Raw genomic sequence first — 21430 nt, 5'->3', positions numbered from 1 at the left:
TCCTGAATCCTGATTTGAATGCAACAAGCCACAACTTACTGTGCATACACATGGCAAAAATAACCAGCTCGAAAATTCGAAAGGATAGGGAGATTTGAGGCTGAACTGTTCAGCCAGACAGAAGTGTGTAAGACCAGGTTGTGATAATGGTAAAAACCAAAATTATCAATAAATTACAGAATGATGACGAGAGCATGACAAGGCATGCTCCCGTCAGGATTAACCCTATGCTCCCGCCCAGAGGATGATAGCCAGCAGTTGTGGCGAGATGATCCGCAGGAACATCACCAGCGGGTAGACAGTGGCGTATGAGAGCGCACTGGCGCCACTGGTCGGGTGCATGGCGTTGGCAAAGGCCAGCGCGGGAGGGTCTGTCATGGAGCCGGCCAGCAAACCGCACAGGGTCAGATAGTTCATCTTGCCGTAGAGGCGCGCCAGCACACCGACCACCAGCAGCGGGATCAGGGTGATCGCCATACCATAGAGCATCCAGGCTGGACCATCGCCGTTGATCAGGGTATCGACGAAGCCGGCACCGGACTTGAATCCAACCACCGCCAGAAACAGCACGATCCCGATCTCCCGCAGCGCCAGGTTGGCGCTGGGTGGCATGAACCAGTAGAGCTTGCCGATGCTGCCGATCCGCGACAGGATCAGCGCCACCACCAGCGGCCCCCCCGCCAGACCCAGCTTGAGGGCGGCCGGGAAACCGGGCAGATAGAAGGGGATGGAGCCGAGCAATACGCCAAGGCCAATCCCGATAAATACCGGCAACATCTGCACCTGTTGCAGTTTTTGCTGCACGTTGCCGACCACATTGGTCACCGCTTCGATGGCGTCGAGACGGCCAACCAGGTTGAGGATGTCACCAAACTGCAGGCTGGTCTGACTGGTCGGCACCAGTTCGATACCAGCCCGGTTGAGACGGGAGATCACCACGTCATAGCGCTGTTTGATGTCCAGATCGCGGATCTTCTTGCCAAGAACCTGCTCGTTGGTCACCACTACTCGCTCGACGCGCAGATCGGTGCCCCGGGTCGAGAGCGAGGTCTCCACCTCCTCCCCCAACACCAGCAACACCTTGTGCAGCGCGTGACGCTCACCCACCAGGTGCAGCAAGTCACCCAGTTCGATACGGGATTCCGGCCGTGGCACCATCAGCTCGTCGCCCCGTTTGAGCCGTGAACAGATGACATCAGACTCGTCGAGACTCGGGATCTCGCTCAGCATCAGGCCGTGCATGTTGGGGTTGCGCACCGCGATGTTGATGGTCTGCAAGCTCTCCTTGGTTTTACCGGTTTGTAGCTCGAACTGGGCGGCTTCATCGTCGATCTTGATGCGAAAGAAGACCCTGACCAGCCACATGGTGAGCAAAATGCCACAGATACCAAACGGATAGGCAACCGCATATCCCATCCCCATCAAACCGGTAGAACCGGGCGCGGCGCCCAGCTCGGCCAGGATCTGCTGGCCCGCACCGAGGGATGGCGTATTGGTGACGGCACCGGAGAAGACCCCCAGAATGACCGGCAACGGCACATCGAAAAATTGATGCAAGCCAGCAGCCACCACGCAGCCAAGGATGACCAGCAAAGCGGCAAAGGCGTTGAGTTTGAGACCCGAACTGCGCAATGACGAGAAGAAACCCGGCCCAACCTGGATGCCGATGGTATAGACAAACAGGATCAGGCCAAATTCTTGAATAAAGTGAAGCGTTTGTGCATCCAGCGCGAGATCGGAGGCACCTGCAAAGTGACCCACAATGATGCCGCCGAACAGCACCCCCCCTATTCCTAACCCAACGCCATAGACTCGCCAGTTTCCCAGCCAGAGTCCTAGCACTGCCACCAGCGACAACATGCTGATGGAAAGCGCGATTTCACTCATTTCGTGCATCCTTTGCGAATTGAACTGGCCCTAGCTTGTCAGCAAACGCTGATGCCAACTGTGTGATACCGCACGAATTTATCCTTTTACGCGCTAAAAATACCAATTAAGGGCTAGTTGTAAGACGTTAGGCGACGTAGCCGTAAATGGCCATAAAGTGACAAACGCTGCCACCCAGCACAAAGAGATGCCAGATGGCATGGTTATAGGGAATCCGCTTGGCCACATAGAAGATGACCCCGAAGCTGTAGATAAGGCCGCCAAGCCCGAGCAGCAGCAGCCCCTCACCGGCCAGATGGATATAGAGCTGGTAGATGACCACCAGCGACAGCCAGCCCAGCATCAGGTAGGTAAAGAGCGACAACTTCTTGAAGCGATTGATAAACACCAGCTTGAACACCACGCCAGCCAGCGCTAGGGCCCAGATCACCACCATCAAGCCCTTCGCCAGCGGCGTGTCGAGTGCAACCAGCAGGAAGGGGGTATAGGTGCCGGCAATCAGCAGATAGATGGCGCAGTGATCAAACACCTTGCACCAGCGTCTGGCCCGCCCTGACCCCATGCTGTGATAGAGGGTCGAGGCGAGATAGAGCAGCACCAGACTGCCGCCATAAAGGCTGTAGCTCACCAGCGCTTGCGTACCCTGCCCCCATCCCTTGATGAGCAACAGCACCAGCCCGACAATCCCCAGCAACAATCCCGCACCGTGGCTCAGCCGGTTTGCCAGCTCCTCCCGGGGGGAGTAATCCATCACACCACTCATAACATCGACTCCACAATAACTGTGGCTCACTCTACCCAGCGCCATTTCGGAGTACAAGTGTTCGCTTAAAAAATGGAGTGGCTGTCACCTGCCAACCTTTGGTGTATGCTCTGCCGCCGATGCCCGAGACAAGCGGCATAGACACCTACCCCGGTGACCTGGTCTGGAGAACCTGATGAAGTTGACTGAGCTGTTTGCACAAGCGGATCCCGCCTTTGGCGAGGCGATGAACACCCTGCTGGAGAGCTTCCACCACTCCGACGACAGTCAGCCCCCCTATCAGCGCGACCTGTTCACCCACCAGCTCGATCAATCCCGCATGCCTGCAGTCGGCCAACCTATCGAGGAGTATCTGGCGCGGCTGGCCACTCTGGTGCCCGGCGCCTCGCACCTCACCTCGCCACGCTACATGGGCCACATGACGGCGCCCCTGCCGGCCTATACCGCCGAGCTGTCGCGCCTGCTGGTGATGCTCAACCAGAATCCGATGAAGATGGAGTCCTCCCGCCTGCTCAGCTTTCTGGAGCGAGAGGTGCTGGCCAAGCTGCACCGCCTCATCTATGGCAGGGACGATGCCTTCTACGGCGAGCAGATGCATGCCAAGGATGCCGCCCTCGGCGTCATGACCAGCGGCGGCACCATCGCCAACGTCACGGCACTGTGGCTGGCCCGCAACCGCGCCTGCGGCGACAACCTGTTCACCCTCTATGAGCAGGGCTATCGCGGCGCCGTTATTCTGGGCTCCCGCCTGATGCACTACTCCTTCGACAAGGGGATGGATCTGCTGGGGCTGGGCGCCCGCAGCGTTTGGCGCCTCGAGACCGACGAGCAGAACCGGCTCAGTCTGGCTGCGCTGGAGCAGGCGCTGATCCAGTGCAAAGAGCAGAAATTGAAAGTACTGGCATTGGTCGGCGTTGCAGGCAGTACCGACTTTGGCTCCATCGACCCCCTGCCTGAGCTGGCCGCCATCGCCGAGCGCGAGCAGATCCACTTCCACGTGGATGCCGCCTGGGGCGGCCCGACCCTCTTCTCTCCCCGCTATCAAGGTCTGCTTGCCGGAATAGAGCAGGCCGACACAGTCACCCTCGATGGCCACAAGCAACTGCTGGTGCCGCTTGGTACAGGCATGCTGCTCTGCCGCCAGCACGACCTGATGATGGCGGTCAAGCGAGAGGCGCCCTACGCCATTCGTGCCACCTCGTTCGATCAGGGCCGCTTTACGCTGGAGGGCACCCGCCCGGCCAATGCCCTCTATCTGGATGCCGCTTTCCAGCTGTTCGGCCAGCAAGGCTACGCCGAGCTTATCGAAGCCAACTACGACCGCGCCCGGCTGATGGCAGATCTCATCGAAAGTGACTCCGCCTTCGAGCTGATGTCGGCACCGGTGATGAACCTGCTCTCCTATCGCTGCATCCCGCCCCATCTGCAGGGCAAGGTGCTGGATGAAGCGGCCAACGAGCAGATCAACGCCTTCAACGTAGCGCTGCAAAAAGCCCAGCGCGCCGAGGGACACAGCTTTGTCTCCCGCACCCAGCGCGCCGTGGTGCGCTACGGCGCCCAACCGCTCACCCTGCTGCGCGCCGTGCTGCTCAACCCGCTTATCGAAGAGCGTCATATCCGTGAACTGCTGGCCGATCAGCAGCGACTGGGGATCTCCATTGCACGCCAACTGTTTGGCGACAGCACGGAACCGGCGTAAAAATGAGCGGTCTTATTCATTTGCCGTTGTCCGCCATGCAGGTAGACTGGGCGAAATTTGCAGGCCATCTTTGAGGACTAGGCGCCAACAATGAAGCAATTTATTGAATTTATTCCACTTATCGTTTTCTTCGCGGTCTACAAGTTCTACGACATCTACATGGCTACCGGCGCCCTAGTGGTGGTCACCGGTCTGCAGCTCGCCTATAGCTGGATCCGCTATCGCAAAGTCGAGAAGATGCAGCTCTTTACCTTCCTGCTGGTCGGCTTCTTCGGCGGCCTCACCGTCTTCTTCCACGATGACACCTTCATCAAGTGGAAAGTGACTGTCATCAACGTGCTGTTCGCACTGGGTCTGCTCATCAGCCGCTACGGCTTTGGCAAGAATCTAATCAAACAGATGTTGGCCAAAGAACTGCAAGCGCCCGATAAGGTCTGGGACACAGTCAATCTCGGCTGGGTCGGCTTCTTTACCGTCTGTGGCCTGCTCAACCTCTACGTGGCCTTCAACCTGCCGCAGGAGATGTGGGTCAACTTCAAGGTGTTCGGCCTGCTGGGGATGACGCTGGTCTTTACCCTGCTGAGCGGCGTCTATCTCTATCGCCACATCCCTGCCGAGCAGTTGTCCCAGCAAAAAGACGAACCCAAAAAGTAACCCTCATCAGAAAAGGATTGTCTCATGTGGTATCTCATCTACTCCGAAGATGTCCCCGATAGCCTGCCACTGCGCAAGCAAGTTCGCCCTGCCCATCTGGCTCGCCTGCAAGCCCTGCAGGATGAAGGGCGCCTGCTGACCGCCGGCCCCAACCCGGCTATCGATGCCGAGGATCCGGCCGATGCAGGCTTTACCGGCAGCACCGTCATCGCCGAGTTTGCCTCGCTGGCTGACGCCAAAGCCTGGGCCGATACCGACCCTTATGTGACCGCCGGTGTTTACGCCAAGGTCACCATCAAGCCGTTCAAAAAGGTCTTCTGACCGCAAAGCGCATAGCGAAATAAAAAAGGCCGGACTGGAAGTTCATTCCAGTCCGGCCTTTTTGCATCCCGATATCTCGTTTATGCCCTGGCGACAAACCAGGGGTTGAGGATATCGGGCTTGTTGTAGACAAGGGACGAGCCATCGAGTTGGGTGACGCTGCCCCCCGCCCCCTCCAGCACCGCCTGCGCAGCGCCGGTATCCCACTCGCAGGTGGGGGCGAGGCGTGGATAGAGCTCGGCGCCCCCCTCGGCAATGATGCAGAACTTGAGGGAGCTGCCCATGGAAACCAGCTCGATCTCGCCAAAAGGAGCCAAAAAGTCGAGCGTCTCCTGCGACAGGTGGTTGCGACTACCCACCACTCGCCACGCCTCTCCTTCACGATGAGGCCGGGTCTGGATAGGCTCGCACTTGCCATCGGCGATACGCCAGGCCCCCACGCCCTTGCCGCCATACCAGAGCTTGTCCAGCACCGGCGCATAGACCAGTCCCCAGCGCGGCGCCCCCCCTTCAATCAGCGCGATATTGACGGTGAACTCGCCGTTGCGGGAGACAAACTCCTTGGTGCCGTCGAGGGGATCCACCAGCCAGTAGCGGGACCAGCCGTGGCGCGCCGCCATCACCTCGGACCCCGACTCCTCGGACAATACGGGAATATCCGGAGTCAGCCGTGCCAACCCCTGAACGATCACCTCATGAGCCCCCTTGTCGGCCGCGGTCAGCGGACTCTCGTCACTCTTGTACTCCACCGCGAAGGGCTGGCTGTAGATGGCCATGATGGCCGCTCCCGCCGCGCGAGCGACAGGTTCAAGTTCGGTGATATCGGGGTGGTACATAACAGGCTCGATCAGTGAGTAAGAAACCCAGTCTATCGCGTTTGTCATCAACCGCTTATAGCTGATTGTACTGGATTATATTGCCCCTGCTTCTCCTGCCCCTTGCTGCCATCGGCTGGTACCAACAGCACTTCGATACCGGCATTGCGCAGGCCGGAAAGGATATCGGCAGGCACGGCATCGTCGGTGATCAGGGTGTGAATACGCAGGGTATCGATGATCTTGTGCAGACTGCGCCGGCCAAACTTGGTGGAGTCGGTGACCACCACAATCCGCTCGGCCACCTGACACATGCAGCGGTTAAGGCGCGCCTCGTCCTCATGATGGGTGCTGACGCCGCGCTCCAGATCGATGCCATCCACCCCGAGAAACAGCATGTCAAAGTGGTAGTTTTGCAGGGACTGCTCCGCTTGCGCACCGTAGAAGGAGAGCGACTTGCGGCGCAGATGTCCGCCCGTCATCAGCAGCTCCACCCCCTCTGCTTCGAGCAGTTCATTCGCCACATTCATGCCGTTGGTCATCACCAGGATCTCCTGATGTCCCTTCAGATGACGCGCCACCTCCAGTGTTGTCGTCCCCGAATCGAGGATAAGGCGACAACCGGAGGGCACCAGGGTCGCCGCCAGCGCACCTATCCGCTGTTTCACCGGGGTATTGAGCACACTCTTGTCGGCAATAGTGCGCTCCGGCACCGTCTGGCCAGGCTCGCACAGTAGGGCGCCGCCGTAGGCGCGCACGGCCACCCCCTGCTTCTCCAGAAAGGCCAGATCGTTGCGGATGGTCACGGTAGAGACCTGATAGTGAGTCGCCAGCTCGTTGACCTGAACGCTGCCATTGCTGCGCAGCTGCTGAATAATCCGCTCCCGCCGCTCGCTGGTTCCGAGCGCACCTTTTTCGCTTGTTTGCATAGTTCTTCTGCCGAAATGCTGTAGTGAAAGATCGCTTTCACTTCGTTACGTTTGCATATTAACGCTCAGCGAAGGTGCCAAATCAAGCCTTCATTACGCTTTACCACCACTCTCCCCATCTTTACCCATCATCCACAACCTTTCGATACCTTTCTTTTTGTGATCCATCTCAAGATCTAACGACTCTTTTGTTTCGTTTTCTTTCCCTCCCTACTACCGTAAAGAAAAGAAATCGAAAGAACCTTTCCATCCGCAGCAACCAAGGAACATCAAAATGAAATCCATGCTGGCACTGGTCGAAAGACACAAACAGGGAGAACAGACCGGGATCTACGCCGTCTGCTCCGCTCACCCGCTGGTGCTGGAAGCCGCGCTGCGGCTAGCCGCCGAAGGGGATGAGCTGCTGCTGGTCGAGGCCACCTCCAATCAGGTGGATCAGTTTGGCGGCTATACCGGCATGACCCCCGCCGACTTTCGCGATCGCCTCTACGAGCTGGCGGCACAATGTCACTTTCCGGCGCAGCGCCTCATTCTGGGGGGCGACCATCTGGGCCCCAACCGCTGGCAGGGGGAACCGGCCGAGCAGGCCATGGCACATGCCGAAGATCTCATCGCCAGCTATGTCGCTGCCGGGTTCAAGAAGATCCACCTCGACTGCAGCATGTCCTGTCAGGGCGATCCCGTTCCCCTGACCGATGAGCTGGTCGCAGAGCGAGCCGCACGGCTGGCGCAGATCGCCGAGCAAACCTGTCTGGCCACTTTTGGCGAGAGCGATCTGGTCTATGTGATTGGCACCGAGGTGCCGGTACCGGGCGGTGCCCATGAAGATCTTGCCGAGCTGGCGGTCACCACGCCGGAGGCGGCGCGCCATACCCTCGAGGCCCATCAACAGGCCTTCAACAAGGCGGGGCTGGCCCATATCTGGCCGAGGGTGATCGGTCTGGTGGTGCAACCCGGTGTCGAGTTTGACCATACCCGTGTCATCGATTACCGGCCCGAAAAAGCGGCTCCCCTTAGCCGGATGATCGAAGCCTATCCCCACATGGTGTTCGAGGCTCACTCCACCGATTACCAAACTCCCGAGGCCTACCGCCAGCTGGTACGCGACCACTTTGCCATTCTCAAAGTCGGCCCAGCCCTCACCTTCGCCCTGCGCGAAGCGCTGTTTGCCCTTGCCGCCATCGAGGAGGAACTGGTGGTTGCCAAGGCCTGTTCAGGTCTGCGCAAGGTGATGGAAGAGACCATGCTGGAGCGCCCCGACTTCTGGCGCAGCCACTACCAGGGCAGTGCCAACGAGTGCCGGCTGGCCCGTGGCTACAGCTATTCGGATCGCATTCGCTACTACTGGCCCGATAGCCGGGTCGATGAGTGCTACGCCAGATTGCTGGCCAATCTGGCGGCGGAGCCCATTCCCTTGCCACTGCTGAGCCAGCATCTGCCCCTGCAGTATCGCAAGGTGCGTCAGGGCACGCTCTCGGCCAATCCCCATGACCTCATTCTCGATCAGGTGCAGGAGGTGCTGCGGCACTACGCCAGCGCCTGCACTGCGGCCTCTCGCCGCCATTCCCAGCTCGACCCCGTTGTATAAGGAGTTGCAGACATGATCCTTGGTTATCCAGAAGAGATGTTGCGCAGTGCCAATGGCCTGGCGACTGCCCGTGAAATTCGCCAGCAACCCGCCACCTGGCGCGAGACCCTCACCATGGTCGAGGAGTGCCGTCCAGCATTGACCCGTTTTCTGGCCCCCCTGCTCGCCCGGCAAGAGCTGCGCATTATCCTGACCGGGGCTGGCACCTCCGCCTTTGCCGGTCGGGCGCTCGCCCCCTATCTCTCGGCCCACCTGCATGCCCGGGTCGAGGCGATCGCCACCACGGATATCGTCACCGACCCGGCCGAGTATCTGGCCGAAGATTGCCCGACCCTGCTTATCTCCTTTGCCCGCTCCGGCAACAGCCCCGAGAGCGTGGCTGCGGTCGAACTGGCCAGTCAGCTGCTCAGCCACTGCCACCATCTGGTGCTGACCTGCAACGGTGAAGGGGCGCTCTATCGCCGCTGCCAGCAAGATGCCCACTCTCTGGCCCTGCTGATGCCGCCCCAGACCAATGATCGCAGCTTCGCCATGACCAGCAGCCTCACCAGCATGATGCTGAGCTGTCTGGCTCTCTTTCTGCCAGAGCGGTTCAACCGCCAGCGCTGCGAGCAGCTGGTCACCACCAGTGACGCCATTCTGGAGCAGATTGTGCAGCGCGTACCGGCCTGGAACGAGCCGTTGCCCGAGCGGGTCATCTATCTTGGCAGCGGCAGTCTGCAAGGGGTGGCGCAGGAGGCGGCACTCAAACTGCTGGAGCTGACCGCCGGCCGTCTGGTCGCCATGTTCGACTCCCCCACCGGCTTTCGCCACGGTCCGAAATCGGTCGTCAACGAACAGACGCTCATCGTGCTGCTCATCTCCAACGACCCTTACACCCGGCAATACGATCTGGATCTGCTGCGCGAGCTGCGAAGCGATGGCAAGGCTGCCCGGGTAGTTGCCATCGCTGACCAGCGCCATCCCGCCATCGAGGAGGGGGAGCACATCTACCTGCCCCACACTCTGCATGGCGACGATGCCCAGCTCGCCTTCTGCTACCTGCTCTATGCCCAGTACTACGCCTTCCATACCTCGCTGGGACTGGGGATCAGCCCGGACAATCCCTGCCCCACCGGTCAGGTCAACCGGGTCGTACAGGGGGTCAATATCTACCCGTTCCACCAAGAAGGAGTGCTGTGATGCCCAATATCGTATTGAGCCGGATCGATGAGCGTCTGATCCACGGTCAGGTCGGTGTCCAGTGGGTCGGCTTTGCCGGTGCCAATCTGGTGCTGGTCGCCAACGACGAGGTGGCAGAGGACCCCATCCAGCAGAACCTGATGGAGATGGTGCTGGCCGAAGGCATTGCGGTGCGGTTCTGGCCGCTCCAGAAGGTGATCGACAACATCCACAAGGCGGCGGATCGCCAGAAGATCCTGCTGGTCTGCAAAAACCCGACCGATTTCAACACCCTGGTTCAGGGAGGTGTCCCCATCTCCCGGATCAACGTCGGCAACATGCATTACGCCGACGGCAAGCGTCAAATCCACAAGACCGTATCCGTGGACGAACAGGACATCACCGCATTTCGCGCCCTGCGGGACGCCCGTGTCGAGTGCTATGTCCAGGGCGTGCCGACCGAACCGGCACAGGACATTTTCAATTTGCTCTGATTAAGGACAATTGTGATGGAAATCAGTTTGTTACAAGGTCTGCTGCTTGGCATCCTGGCGTTTTTCGCCGGACTCGACCTGTTCAACGGTCTGACCCACTTCCACCGTCCCGTGGTGCTGGGGCCGCTGGTTGGCCTCATCCTCGGCGACCTGCCCACTGGCATTCTGGTGGGCGGTACCCTGGAGCTGGTCTGGATGGGGTTGGCCCCGCTGGCGGGGGCGCAACCGCCCAACGTCATTATCGGCACCATAGTCGGCGCCACCTTCGCCATCACCACCGGGGTCAAGCCGGATGTGGCGGTCGGGGTTGCCGTTCCCTTCGCCGTGGCCGTGCAGATGGGGATCACCTTCCTCTTCTCGGTGATGTCGGGGGTCATGTCCCGCTGCGATCGCATGGCCGAAGCGGCTGACGTGCGCGGTATCGAGCGGGTCAACTACCTGGCGCTGCTGGCGCTGGGCACCTTCTACTTCCTCTGTGCCTTCCTGCCCACTTACTTCGGGGCCGAACATGCCAAGGCAGCCATCGACGTGCTGCCCGCCCGCCTCATCGATGGCCTCGGCGTTGCTGGCGGCATCATGCCCGCCATCGGTTTTGCCGTGCTGCTCAAGATCATGATGAAGAACGTCTATATCCCCTACTTCATCCTCGGTTTCGTCGCTGCCGCCTGGCTCCAGTTGCCGGTGCTGGCCATCGCCGCCGCCGCGCTGGCCATGGCCCTGATCGACTTCATGCGCACCACCACCCCGCAAGCTCGTCCTGTTCAGGAGGAAACCGAAGATGGCATCTAACAACACAGCTGCGCGGATCATCTCCAGCGCCGAACCGCACAATACCCGGCCACAATCCGACGACACCTATGAAGATCAGCAGCTTGGCGCCGAGCTGACCAAGCAGGATATCAACCGCTTTGCCTGGCGCTCCCTGCTGCTGCAGGCCTCCTTCAACTATGAGCGGATGCAGGCCTCCGGCTGGCTCTATGGATTGCTGCCGGCACTGCAGAAGATCCACACCAATCAGCGGGATCTCTCCCGGGCCATGAAAGGGCACATGGGCTTCTTCAACACCCACCCCTTCCTGGTCACCTTCGTGATGGGGATCGTGCTGGCGATGGAGCGCTCCAAGCAGAACGTCAACAGCATCCAGAGCACCAAGATTGCCGTAGGCGCACCGCTCGGCGGGATTGGCGATGCCATGTTCTGGCTCACCCTGCTCCCCATCTGCGGCGGCATAGGGGCAGATCTGGCGCTGCAAGGTTCCATCATGGGTGCCGTAGTCTTCTTCCTGCTGTTCAACGTGGTTCACTTCGGCCTGCGTTTTGGTCTGGCGCACTACGCCTACCGCATGGGGGTGGCGGCAATTCCGGTCATCAAGGCCAATACCCGCAAGGTGGGCCATGCTGCCTCCATCGTCGGTATGACGGTGATCGGCGCGCTGGTCGCCACCTATGTGCGTCTTGGCACCACGCTGGAGATCACTGCCGGTGATGCTGTCGTCAAACTGCAGGCGGATGTGCTCGACAAGCTGATGCCCGCCTTCCTGCCGCTGCTCTACACCCTGGCGATGTACGCCCTGATCCGCAAAGGCTGGAGCCCGCTGCGCCTCATCGTCATCACGGTGGTACTCGGTATCGTCGGCAAGTTCGCCGGTTTCCTCTAATCCGGAGCCGGCAGCAAGCCGGCCCCCTTTGCAGTAAAGGAACAGACTATGTTGGGCATCATCATTTGTGGTCATGGCGGTTTCGCCAGCGGTCTGGAGCGCGCCATGCTGCAGATCCTCGGCGAACAGGACGCGGTTATCGCCATCGACTTTCCCGAGAGCTCCACCACCGCCCAGCTGCAGGCACAGTGCGAAGCGGCGCTGGCAGAGGTCGACAAGGGGGATGGCGTGGTCTTCCTGACCGACCTGCTCGGCGGCACCCCGTTTCGGGTCGCCTCAACCCTCTCACTGCACCAGCCAGAGCGGGAGGTTATTACCGGTACCAACCTGCAACTGCTGCTGGAGATGGCGCTGGAGCGCGATGGCCTCAGCGCCCGTGAATTCCGCCGGCAGGCCCTTGATTGTGGCCACCGGGGGCTCACCTCGCTGGCAGATGAGATGGGTAAAGAGCGTCAGACAGATGTCGCTCTCGCCGAGGAGGGCATCTGATGACCTCACGGATCCGTGCCCGTCGCCTGCTGACCGAACAGGGTTGGCTGGAACATCAGGAGCTGACCCATGAAGGGGGCATCATCACCGCCATCGACCCCATCACGGATGGCGATCCGGCGCGAGATGTCGAGCTGCTGGTGCCTGCGCTGATCGACGGTCATGTCCACGGCGGTGCAGGCGTCGATGTCATGGATAGCGAGGACAATGCCTTGGCAACCTTGTCGATGGCCAAGGCGGCAGAAGGGGTCGGCGCCTTCCTTGCCACCACGGTCACCGCCCCACTCCCCGAGATAGAGCAAACACTTGCTCGGATTGCCGATGGCGTTGCCCGCGGCATGCCGGGCGCCGAGCTGCTCGGCTGCTATCTGGAAGGCCCCTACTTCACTCCGGACAACAAGGGCGCCCACGATCAGGCGCTGTTCCGTGAGCTGTATATTGCCGAGCTGAACCATCTGCTACAGCTGGCGCGCGGCAGCCTGAAGGTGGTCGCGCTGGCACCGGAAAAGCCCAACGCCATCGCGGCCATTCACCATCTTGCCGCAAACGGCGTGCGGGTAATGCTGGGCCACTCGGCGGCGGATCACGACACCACCATGGCGGCACTGGCAGCGGGCGCCTCCGGGCTGGTGCACTGCTTTAACGGCATGCGCGGCCTGCACCACCGCGAACCCGGCATGGTCGGTGCGGGCCTTGTCCATCCCGCAGCCTGGCTGGAGCTGATCGCCGATGGCCATCATCTCCACCCGAGCGTGCTCAAGCTCTGTCACTGCTGTGCCGGCCAGCGCCTGCTCTTGGTTACCGATGCGATGCGCGCCGCCGGTATGCCAGACGGTCACTATCTGCTTGGCAACTATCGGGTCGAGATGAAAAACGGCGTGGTACGCACCGAAACCGGCGGTCTGGCGGGCAGCACCCTCACCCTGCTTGGCGCCGTACGCAACATGGTGCAGCTGGCGGATGTGCCGCTCGATGAAGCCATCACAATGGCCTCGCTGGCACCAGCAAAGATGCTCGGCATTGCCGATCGTCTCGGTTCACTGGCAGTTGGCAAACAGGCCAACCTGCTCGCCCTCACCACTGAACTCAATCAACAACACATCTGGGTGGCTGGCCGGGAGATAAACCCGACCCAGCTCTCCTCCCTTTTCTCAGGATCTCGCGTCAATCAGGACGCTCAGGAGTCACTATGTATCTGATCTCTTCCCATGAAATGCTCAAAGATGCCCAGCGCCGCGGCTACGCCGTACCGGCTTTCAACATCCACAACCTGGAAACCGTGCAGGTGGTGGCTCGCACCGCCGCTCGCATGCGATCTCCGGTGATTTTGGCTGGCACCCCGGGCACCTATCGCCATGCCGGGGTCGACTATCTGGTCTCCATCTGTCAGGCCGCGGCCCATGAGTACCGTATCCCGCTGGTGCTGCATCTGGATCACCACGAAGACGAGCAGGACATCCACAGCAAGGTCGAAGCGGGGATTCGCTCCGCCATGATCGATGCCTCGCACTTTCCGTTTGAAGAGAACATCGAGAAGGTGCGCAGCGTGGTCACCTTCTGCCACCGCATGGGGGCCAGCGTCGAAGCGGAGCTGGGTCAGCTGGGCGGTCAGGAGGATGACCTCATCGTCGATGCCGCTCACGCCAAATTTACCGATCCGCTCAAGGCTGCCGAGTTTGTCCGCCGCACCGGTATCGACTCGCTGGCGGTGGCCATCGGTACCGCCCACGGCCTCTACAAGGAGGAGCCCCGCCTCGACTTTGCCCGCCTCGCCGCCATTCGCGAGCAGGTGGATATTCCGCTGGTGCTGCACGGCGCCTCAGGCGTACCGGAAGCCGATGTGCGCCGCTGCATCGAGCTCGGGATCTGCAAGGTCAACGTTGCGACCGAACTGAAGATCGCCTTCGCCGATGCGATGAAAGCCTTCCTTGGCTCTCATCCGGATGCCAGCGACCCGCGCCAGTATCTGGTGCCCGCCATGGCAGCCATGGAGGAAGTCGTCGAGACGAAAATCCGTATGTGCATGAGCAATAACAAGATTTGATAACAATAAAATTACGGTAACAGGTCTGGGAGATAATAATGATGGCTCGCGCATCCTTGCGAAATAAGGTATGGGAATTTGCCCAGAGTTTGGGGAAAACATTTATGTTTCCCGTCTCTCTGATGGCATTCATGGGATTACTGCTGGGAGTGGGATCATCCATTACCAGCCCCTCCACCATAGATAATTTTCCTTTTCTTGGTGGGGAATATACCCAGCTCGTCTTCAATCTGGTGGCAACCGTAGGCAGCTTCGGCTTCACCTATCTGCCCATCATGTTTGCCATCGGCATTCCGATGGGATTGACCGAAAAGAACAAGGGTGTCGCGGCCTATTCCGGTTTCGTCGGCTATATGGCGATGAATATCGGGATCAACTTCTATCTCGCCAGTACCAATCAACTGGCTTCGCCGGAAAATATCAAACTGGCGGGGCAAGCCATGGTGATGGGGGTTCAGACCCTCTCCATGGGTGTGCTGGGTGGCATAGTGTCAGGGATCGTGACCTACTTCATCCATCGCCGTTTCTATAACCTCAAACTGCACGACGCCTTCTCGTTCTTCAGCGGCTTGCGCTCCGTGCCCATTATCACTGTGCTGGTCATGTCACTGATCGGTCTCGCCATGCCGCTCTTCTGGCACTATGTGGCGCTCGGTATTACTGCGGTCGGCAACATGATCATCTCTGCCGGCTCTTTTGGCGCCTTCCTCTACGGAGTGGCCATCAACCTGCTCAAACCGCTCGGTCTGCACCACATCATGCTGGCCATGGTGCGCTTCACCCCGGCAGGAGGCACCGAGCTGGTCAATGGCGAAACCATTTCCGGCGCTCTCAATATCTTCTTCGCCCAGTTGAAAGCGGGTGAACCCATCAGCCCGGCAGCAACCGCCTTCCTGTCGCAAGGGTTTATGCCGACCTTTATATTCGGTCTGCCTGCCGCAGCGTTAGCCATGTATATGGCAGCCACGCCCGGCAATCGAACCAGAATCAAGAGCCTGATTATCTCCGGGGTACTGGTCTCTATCGTGACCGGTATTTCCGAACCCATCGAATTCCTGTTTCTGTTTGTCGCGCCGGTACTCTATCTGTTCCATGTCTTTATGACCGGCGCCGCGCTCTTTGTAGTGGCCATGTGTGGCGTCACCATCGGCAATACCGATGGCAGTGCACTCGACCTGCTTATTTTCGGCATCATGCAGGGCTGGCAAACCAAGTGGTATCTGATAATTCCCATTGGCCTCATCTGGTCTGCCATCTATTTCACCGTCTTCTACTGGTACATCAAGAAATATGACATCAAGACCCCCGGCAGGGATGAGGTCGATGATATCCAGATTGCGAAACATGACCCAGCCGTGATCCTGAGTGCCCTCGGTGGCAAGGAAAATATCGTCAGCCTGGACAACTGCGTTACCCGGCTGAGACTGGTGGTACACGATATGGGCAAGCTGCAGGAAAAGATCCTGAAACAGGCTGGCGCCCTCTCCGTCGTCAAGATCGACGAGCACAGCGTGCAGGTCATCATTGGCGCTCAGGTTCAAACCGTGAAGGATAATCTCGATGCTCTCCTGTAAAGATCGGGAGGCCCTGCGCCTCCCAACCCCCTCTGCCGACTTGCAATCCTCCCGTTTCGACGAGCTGGCAGATCGCATCAGCGACAAATGCCGCAAGTGGGATATGAAAGTGATCGAGAGCCGCTTTGGCCCCGTTCCCGCCGACAGCATTCCCATGTGGATTGCCGATATGGATTTCAAATCGCCGCCGGCTGTGGCTCGCAAGTTCAGCGAAATCATCAGCTGGGGCACCTTCAGCTACACCCACTGCATCGATGATTTCTACGAGGCGGTCATCAACTTCCAGGCCCGCCACCACAAGGTCGCGGTGGAACGGGAGTGGATCACCCTCTCCTATGGTACCGTCTCCACCCTGCACTACACGGTGCAGGCATTCTGCCAGCCGGGTGACAGCATCATCATGAACACCCCTGTCTATGATCCCTTTGCCAAGGCGACCGAAAGGCAGGGGGTCAAGGTTGTCGCCAACCCGTTAGCCCTGAACAAAGGACGATACCGGATCGATCTGGCGAAGCTGGAGGAGCAGATCATTAGCCACAAGCCCAAAATCTATTTTCTCTGCTCGCCCCATAACCCGTCGGGCAGGATCTGGAGTCAGGCCGAGCTGGAAGCCGTTGCCGACATCTGTCTGCGCCATCAGGTGTTGATGATGGTCGATGAAGTGCATGCAGAGCACATCATCCATGGCGAGTTCGTCTCCTTTCTGGCACTGGAGGAGCGTTACTGCAACAACATGATGCTGATGAGCTCGCCCAACAAGGCATTCAATCTGGGCGGATTGAAAACCTCCTACAGCATCATTCCAAATCCGCAGATAAGAAACCGCTTCAGAGCGCGCCTTGAGCAGAACTCCATCACCTCTCCCAATGTGTTCGGGCTCTGGGGAATTATCACCGCCTATAACGAGTGCGATGCATGGCTGGCCGAATTGAATCTCTATCTGAGAGAGAACTACGCCCTGCTGGCGCGCTACTTCAGGGAGAATCTGCCCGACTTCCAAGTCATGCCGATGGATGCCTCCTATCTGGTCTGGGTCAATACCAAAGGGAGCGGAATGAGCGCAAGCGAGGTGACCCGCAGGTGGGCAGTCGAAGCGGGGGTCATCATAGAAGATGGCTCCCACTACGTCAGCGATGGCGAAGAGTATGTGCGGATCAACATAGGCACCTCCCGCCAGCTGCTCGGCGAGGCGCTGCAACGTCTGGGAAGATGGGCGCAGCAGCAGGTCTGACGAGTGCGATATTCCCATCGGCAGAAACAACAAAAGGGACGCCATGGCGTCCCTTTTGTTTCATATGGCCACTGTGCGTTGCCAGTGCCCGAAGCATCAGATCCCCTGACGGGCTTCCTGCATCAGCAGGCGCATGTCGCTCACGGCTTTGGCCAGACCATCGAAGGCGGCACGACCGATGATGGCGTGGCCGATGTTGAGCTCATAGAGCTCGGGGATGGCGGCGATGGCCTTGACGTTGTGGTAGTGCAGGCCGTGACCGGCATTGACCTTCAAGCCCTTGCCAGCGGCATAGGAGGCACCGGCAGCGATGCGCTTGAACTCGGCGTTGCGCTCGGCATCTGTGGTGGCATCGGCATAACGGCCAGTGTGGATCTCGATAAAGGGGGCACCACTCTCGGCAGCCGCATCGATCTGGATGGGATCGGCATCGATAAAGAGCGAAACCTGGGCCCCGACAGCGGAAAGACGGGCAACGGCATCAGTCACCTTGTCCAGCTGACCGGCCACGTCCAGACCGCCTTCGGTGGTCACCTCGGTGCGCTTCTCCGGCACCAGACAGACGAAGTGGGGTTTGATGCGGCAGGCGATGCCGATCATCTCTTCGGTCACCGCCATCTCCAGGTTCATTCTGGTCTGGATAGTCTGGCGCAGGATCTCCACATCGCGGTCGGTGATGTGGCGGCGATCTTCACGCAGATGCACGGTAATGCCATCGGCCCCGGCCTGCTCGGCCACGAACGCGGCCTGTACCGGATCCGGATACTGGGTGCCACGGGCGTTGCGCAGGGTGGCGATATGGTCGATGTTCACACCCAGATAGATTTCACTCATTGAGAACTCCTTGAAAGGCTTCATCTGTTGACTGCGCGGTCAGCGATTCACCCCGCGCCAATATCCGTATGTCTGTAATCTGTGTCAGCCTTGCATGCTGGCTTTGCGTTTTAAAAACAGCTCCCGGCTCTTTAGCTGGCGCTTGCCCAGATAGGGTTGCAACGCCAATCGGCTGAAACGTTTGGCCGCCTGCAGCAAGGGAGGGGTATCGAAACGTCCCTCGGCAAAGGCGAGCAGGTGGGCACCGAGAAACAGGGTACGGGGATCCGGCGCCCGCTCGCAAGCAACAAAGCCCAATTCACGCTCGAAGCCATAGAGCAAGGTCGGCTCGATGGGCGACTCGTCGTCCGCCGTGTATTCGAAATCCACCGCATAGCCGAGCGCCTGCAACAGCAGGAACTCGAAGCGGCGCAGCGGCAGCTCCGGCGTCTCGCCGTCGGCCAGCGCCATGATGGCACGGGCATAGGCATCGAACACTTCAGGGAACGGGGTGTGCGCTTCCAGCAGGTAGTAAACCAGCTCGTTGAGATAGAGGCCGTAGAAGAGACGATCGCCGCCGAGACGCAGGGAGTGATCCGGGCATTCGACCTGGGTGAGGTTCTTGAGATCACCCTTGCCGCGCCAGGCGATGGTGAGCAGGGTAAAGGGTTGCAGCAACCCCTTGAGAGGGGAGCGTGGCCCGCGAGAACCGCGAGCCACCAGAGTAAATCGGCCACTATCCTGGGTGAAGACCTCGACCAGCTGGCTGGTCTCCCGATAGGGCCGACTGTGGATGACGAAAGCCGGGGTCAGCAATCAGTCGTCACCATACCCGAGGCTGCGCAGGGCGCGCTCATCGTCAGCCCAGCCCGACTTGACCTTGACCCACAGCTCGAGGTGCACCTTGTTCTGGAACAGACGCTCCATATCGAGGCGCGCCTCGGTGCCGATGGTCTTGATCTTCTCACCTTTGTTGCCGATGACCATCTTCTTCTGGCCATCGCGCTCGACCAGAATGAGGCCGTGGATGTGGTAGAGGCCGTTCTCTTCCACCTTGAAGCGCTCGATCTCCACCGTCACCGAGTAGGGCAGCTCCTCACCGGTGAAGCGCATCAGCTTCTCGCGGATGATTTCGGAGGCCATAAAGCGGGAGGAGCGGTCAGTCACGTAATCTTCCGGGAAGAAATGGACGTTTTCCGGCAGCAGATCCTTGGCCCACTCACGGATCTTCTCCACGTTGGTGCCCTTTTCGGCACTGATGGGCAGAATATGGGCGAAGTTCATCTGTTGGCCCAACCACTCGAGGTGGGGCAGCAGATCTTCTTTCTCTTTAACGTTGTCAATCTTGTTGACCGCCAGCACCACAGGGCACTTGAGATTGCGCAGCTTGCCCAGCACCATCTCGTCGTCTTTGGTCCAGTGGGTACCGTCGACCATGAACACCACCATGGCCACATCACCCAGCGAACTGGTGGCGGCACGGTTCATCAGGCGGTTGATGGCCCGTTTCTCTTCAATGTGCAGACCCGGGGTATCCACATAGATGGTCTGGTAGTTCTCCTCGGTGTCGATCCCCAAAATCCGGTGACGGGTGGTCTGGGGCTTCTTCGAGGTAATGCTGACCTTCTGGCCAAGCAGCTTGTTGAGCAGGGTGGACTTGCCCACATTCGGGCGGCCCACGATGGCGACAAAGCCGCAGTAGGTGGTATCTGTCATGACAGTTTTTCCAATGCTTGCTGCGCCGCGGCCTGTTCGGCCTTGCGACGGCTGGTGCCGACCCCGACGAGGGGACCATCCAGACCTTCCACGTCACACTGGACGGTGAACTCCTGGTTGTGGGCCTCGCCCTTGACATTGGTCACGGTGTAGGTCGGCAGGGATTTGCGGCTTCCCTGCAAAATTTCTTGCAGACGGGTCTTGGGATCTTTCTGCTCGATGCCCGGCTTGATCTCTTCCAGGCGGCTGGCATACCAGCTCAGCAGCAGTGTCCGCACCGTCTCAAGATTGGTATCCAGATAGACGGCACCGATCACCGCCTCGACCGTGTCGGCCAGAATGGATTCGCGGCGAAAACCGCCGCTCTTGAGTTCGCCGGGACCGAGGATCAAGTGATCCCCGAGGTCGAACTCCCGGCCCAGTTCGGCCAGGGTCTTCTCGCGCACCAGGGTGGCGCGCATCCGGCTGAGATCCCCTTCCGCCGCTTGCGGGAAGCGGTGGAACAGATCGTCGGCAATCACCAGACTCAAAATGGAGTCACCCAGAAATTCCAGTCGCTCATTGTGACGGGAACCGGCGCTGCGGTGAGTCAGCGCCCGGGTCAGCAGTTCCAGATCCGCAAAAACATGCCCGAGACGGGACTGCAGTCTGTTCATCTTGATATTCATTTACTTGATTCCGCCAATGCGGTTGAAGCGCACACCTGTCGGTACCCAACTTGGCAGCAGGGAGCCTTCTTCGCGCTCGAATTCAAAACTTATCCAGATAGCGACCGCCTTGCCGACCAGATTCTGCTCGGGCACAAAACCCCAGAAGCGGCTGTCGGTGCTGTTGTCGCGGTTGTCGCCCATCACGAAATACTGGCCTTCCGGTACCACCCACTCGTCGGGGTAGGTGCCGGGCTGGCGATAGTAACGGCCAACCATGTCGGGCATCAGCGGATTGCGCAGGGTCTCGTGGGAGACATCGCCCAACTGCTCGGTATAGCGATCAAGGGGGATCCCCATCTGGGTAAATTCGCCTCTTTGTTCAAACTTGACGTCGAGCTTCTTGAAGCCCGGACACGTTTTCCCTTCCTGCTCTTCGCACTTGGGCCGGATCATCAGCTCCTTGTTGCGATAGATGACCCGATCACCCGGCATGCCGACCACCCGCTTGATGTAGTCAACGCGCGGTTCAAGGGGATACTTGAACACCACCACGTCGCCACGCTTGGGCTCGCCAGTCTCGAGGAACTTGGTGTTGGTCACCGGGTCCCGCAGACCGTAGGCAAATTTTTCCACCAGGATGAAGTCGCCCACCAGCAGGGTGGGCATCATGGAACCTGACGGGATCTGGAACGGTTCAAAAATGAACGAACGCAGGATCAGCACAAAGGTGATGACCGGGAAGACCCCAGCGGTCTGTTCAATCCAGACCGGTACGGGGGCGACCTTGGCCAGGGTCTTCTCATCCAGGTGGGCACCGCCATGGGCACGAGCCACGGCAATCTTGGCGGCGCGCTGCTTGGACCAAATCATCTTGTCCAGACACCAGATAACACCGGTGATCGCGCAGACCACCACCAGGATCAGGGAAAACGTGCTTGCCATCTA

The 21430-nt window shown here is 59.5% G+C and carries 22 protein-coding genes; 13 read left to right on the top strand and 9 right to left on the bottom strand.

What is annotated here, in order from left to right; all coding sequences use genetic code 11:
* Window positions 1–225 precede the first annotated feature (225 nt).
* Window positions 226–1887, bottom strand: a complete 1662-nt coding sequence (locus tag ACTG19_RS17500; RefSeq protein WP_005335335.1) for a putative transporter — start codon at window positions 1885–1887, stop codon at window positions 226–228.
* A gap of 127 nt (window positions 1888–2014) precedes the next feature.
* Window positions 2015–2650 (bottom strand): PAQR family membrane homeostasis protein TrhA, encoded by a 636-nt coding sequence (gene trhA, locus ACTG19_RS17495; protein ID WP_439983038.1) that lies wholly within the window; start codon window positions 2648–2650, stop codon window positions 2015–2017.
* A 175-nt stretch (window positions 2651–2825) separates the two neighbouring features.
* Between trhA and ACTG19_RS17490 the strand changes: the two genes are divergently transcribed.
* The 3 genes from ACTG19_RS17490 (at window position 2826) to ACTG19_RS17480 (ending at window position 5324) form a co-directional block, all read left to right on the top strand.
* Complete coding sequence (locus tag ACTG19_RS17490; RefSeq protein ID WP_439989334.1) at window positions 2826–4349, top strand: aminotransferase class V-fold PLP-dependent enzyme; 1524 nt, start codon at window positions 2826–2828, stop codon at window positions 4347–4349.
* Between the two features lie 90 nt (window positions 4350–4439).
* Window positions 4440–5003 carry a septation protein A gene (locus ACTG19_RS17485; RefSeq protein WP_064335576.1) on the top strand — a complete coding sequence of 188 codons (564 nt, stop codon included), beginning with the start codon at window positions 4440–4442 and terminating at the stop codon, window positions 5001–5003.
* 24 nt (window positions 5004–5027) lie between these two features.
* Window positions 5028–5324 (top strand): YciI family protein, encoded by a 297-nt coding sequence (locus tag ACTG19_RS17480; RefSeq protein ID WP_439989333.1) that lies wholly within the window; start codon window positions 5028–5030, stop codon window positions 5322–5324.
* A gap of 80 nt (window positions 5325–5404) precedes the next feature.
* Here the strand turns inward: ACTG19_RS17480 and cysQ are convergent, their stop codons facing one another.
* Window positions 5405–6160 (bottom strand): 3'(2'),5'-bisphosphate nucleotidase CysQ, encoded by a 756-nt coding sequence (gene cysQ / locus ACTG19_RS17475; protein WP_439989332.1) that lies wholly within the window; start codon window positions 6158–6160, stop codon window positions 5405–5407.
* 47 nt (window positions 6161–6207) lie between these two features.
* Window positions 6208–7068 carry a DeoR family transcriptional regulator gene (locus ACTG19_RS17470; RefSeq protein ID WP_108542420.1) on the bottom strand — a complete coding sequence of 287 codons (861 nt, stop codon included), beginning with the start codon at window positions 7066–7068 and terminating at the stop codon, window positions 6208–6210.
* Between the two features lie 274 nt (window positions 7069–7342).
* Here ACTG19_RS17470 and kbaZ point away from each other — a divergent pair, with 274 nt between their 5' ends.
* The 10 genes from kbaZ to ACTG19_RS17420 all read left to right on the top strand — a co-directional run bounded on the left by kbaZ (window position 7343) and on the right by ACTG19_RS17420 (window position 17306).
* The gene (kbaZ, locus tag ACTG19_RS17465) at window positions 7343–8656 is read left to right on the top strand and encodes a tagatose-bisphosphate aldolase subunit KbaZ (protein WP_374511708.1); all 1314 of its coding nucleotides are present in this window, start codon (window positions 7343–7345) and stop codon (window positions 8654–8656) included.
* A 12-nt stretch (window positions 8657–8668) separates the two neighbouring features.
* On the top strand, window positions 8669–9838 hold the full coding sequence (locus ACTG19_RS17460) for an SIS domain-containing protein (RefSeq protein WP_204382155.1): 1170 nt from the start codon (window positions 8669–8671) through the stop codon (window positions 9836–9838).
* On the top strand, window positions 9838–10311 hold the full coding sequence (agaV, locus tag ACTG19_RS17455) for a PTS N-acetylgalactosamine transporter subunit IIB (RefSeq protein WP_005335358.1): 474 nt from the start codon (window positions 9838–9840) through the stop codon (window positions 10309–10311). The genes ACTG19_RS17460 and agaV overlap by 1 nt, the downstream gene beginning before the upstream one ends.
* A 15-nt stretch (window positions 10312–10326) precedes the next feature.
* A complete protein-coding gene (gene agaW / locus ACTG19_RS17450; protein WP_005354369.1) occupies window positions 10327–11100 on the top strand; it encodes a PTS N-acetylgalactosamine transporter subunit IIC in 774 nt (257 codons plus the stop codon).
* Window positions 11090–11968, top strand: coding sequence for a PTS N-acetylgalactosamine transporter subunit IID (gene agaE / locus ACTG19_RS17445; protein WP_139733326.1), 879 nt, complete (start codon window positions 11090–11092; stop codon window positions 11966–11968). The genes agaW and agaE overlap by 11 nt, the downstream gene beginning before the upstream one ends.
* A 48-nt stretch (window positions 11969–12016) precedes the next feature.
* Complete coding sequence (gene agaF, locus ACTG19_RS17440; RefSeq protein WP_439989331.1) at window positions 12017–12457, top strand: PTS galactosamine/N-acetylgalactosamine transporter subunit IIA; 441 nt, start codon at window positions 12017–12019, stop codon at window positions 12455–12457.
* Window positions 12457–13656 carry an N-acetylglucosamine-6-phosphate deacetylase gene (gene nagA / locus ACTG19_RS17435; protein ID WP_439989330.1) on the top strand — a complete coding sequence of 400 codons (1200 nt, stop codon included), beginning with the start codon at window positions 12457–12459 and terminating at the stop codon, window positions 13654–13656. Before agaF ends, nagA begins: the two co-directional genes overlap by 1 nt.
* Window positions 13647–14501, top strand: coding sequence for a tagatose bisphosphate family class II aldolase (locus ACTG19_RS17430; protein ID WP_439989329.1), 855 nt, complete (start codon window positions 13647–13649; stop codon window positions 14499–14501). The genes nagA and ACTG19_RS17430 overlap by 10 nt, the downstream gene beginning before the upstream one ends.
* Window positions 14502–14605: 104 nt before the next feature.
* On the top strand, window positions 14606–16075 hold the full coding sequence (gene malX / locus ACTG19_RS17425) for a maltose/glucose-specific PTS transporter subunit IIBC (RefSeq protein WP_231499775.1): 1470 nt from the start codon (window positions 14606–14608) through the stop codon (window positions 16073–16075).
* Window positions 16062–17306 carry a MalY/PatB family protein gene (locus tag ACTG19_RS17420; protein ID WP_439989328.1) on the top strand — a complete coding sequence of 415 codons (1245 nt, stop codon included), beginning with the start codon at window positions 16062–16064 and terminating at the stop codon, window positions 17304–17306. Before malX ends, ACTG19_RS17420 begins: the two co-directional genes overlap by 14 nt.
* A 96-nt stretch (window positions 17307–17402) precedes the next feature.
* On the opposite strand, the gene pdxJ is transcribed toward ACTG19_RS17420, so the two are convergent.
* From pdxJ to lepB, 5 genes are all read right to left on the bottom strand, one after another.
* Window positions 17403–18140 (bottom strand): pyridoxine 5'-phosphate synthase, encoded by a 738-nt coding sequence (gene pdxJ, locus ACTG19_RS17415; RefSeq protein ID WP_005335389.1) that lies wholly within the window; start codon window positions 18138–18140, stop codon window positions 17403–17405.
* Window positions 18141–18224: 84 nt separating this feature from the next.
* Window positions 18225–18935 carry a DNA repair protein RecO gene (recO, locus tag ACTG19_RS17410; protein WP_005335391.1) on the bottom strand — a complete coding sequence of 237 codons (711 nt, stop codon included), beginning with the start codon at window positions 18933–18935 and terminating at the stop codon, window positions 18225–18227.
* Entirely contained in the window at window positions 18936–19835 is a 900-nt protein-coding gene (era, locus tag ACTG19_RS17405; RefSeq protein ID WP_042053921.1) for a GTPase Era, read from the bottom strand.
* Entirely contained in the window at window positions 19832–20503 is a 672-nt protein-coding gene (gene rnc / locus ACTG19_RS17400; RefSeq protein ID WP_005335394.1) for a ribonuclease III, read from the bottom strand. Before rnc ends, era begins: the two co-directional genes overlap by 4 nt.
* Window positions 20504–21427: a signal peptidase I gene (lepB, locus tag ACTG19_RS17395; RefSeq protein WP_005335395.1), complete on the bottom strand. Its 924-nt coding sequence runs from the start codon at window positions 21425–21427 to the stop codon at window positions 20504–20506.
* Between the last annotated feature and the right edge of the window lie 3 nt (window positions 21428–21430).

It is taken from the genome of Aeromonas sp. 3P (assembly GCF_051919745.1).
Lineage (GTDB): Bacteria > Pseudomonadota > Gammaproteobacteria > Enterobacterales > Aeromonadaceae > Aeromonas > Aeromonas veronii.
This window is presented reverse-complemented; position numbering and strand designations above follow the sequence as displayed.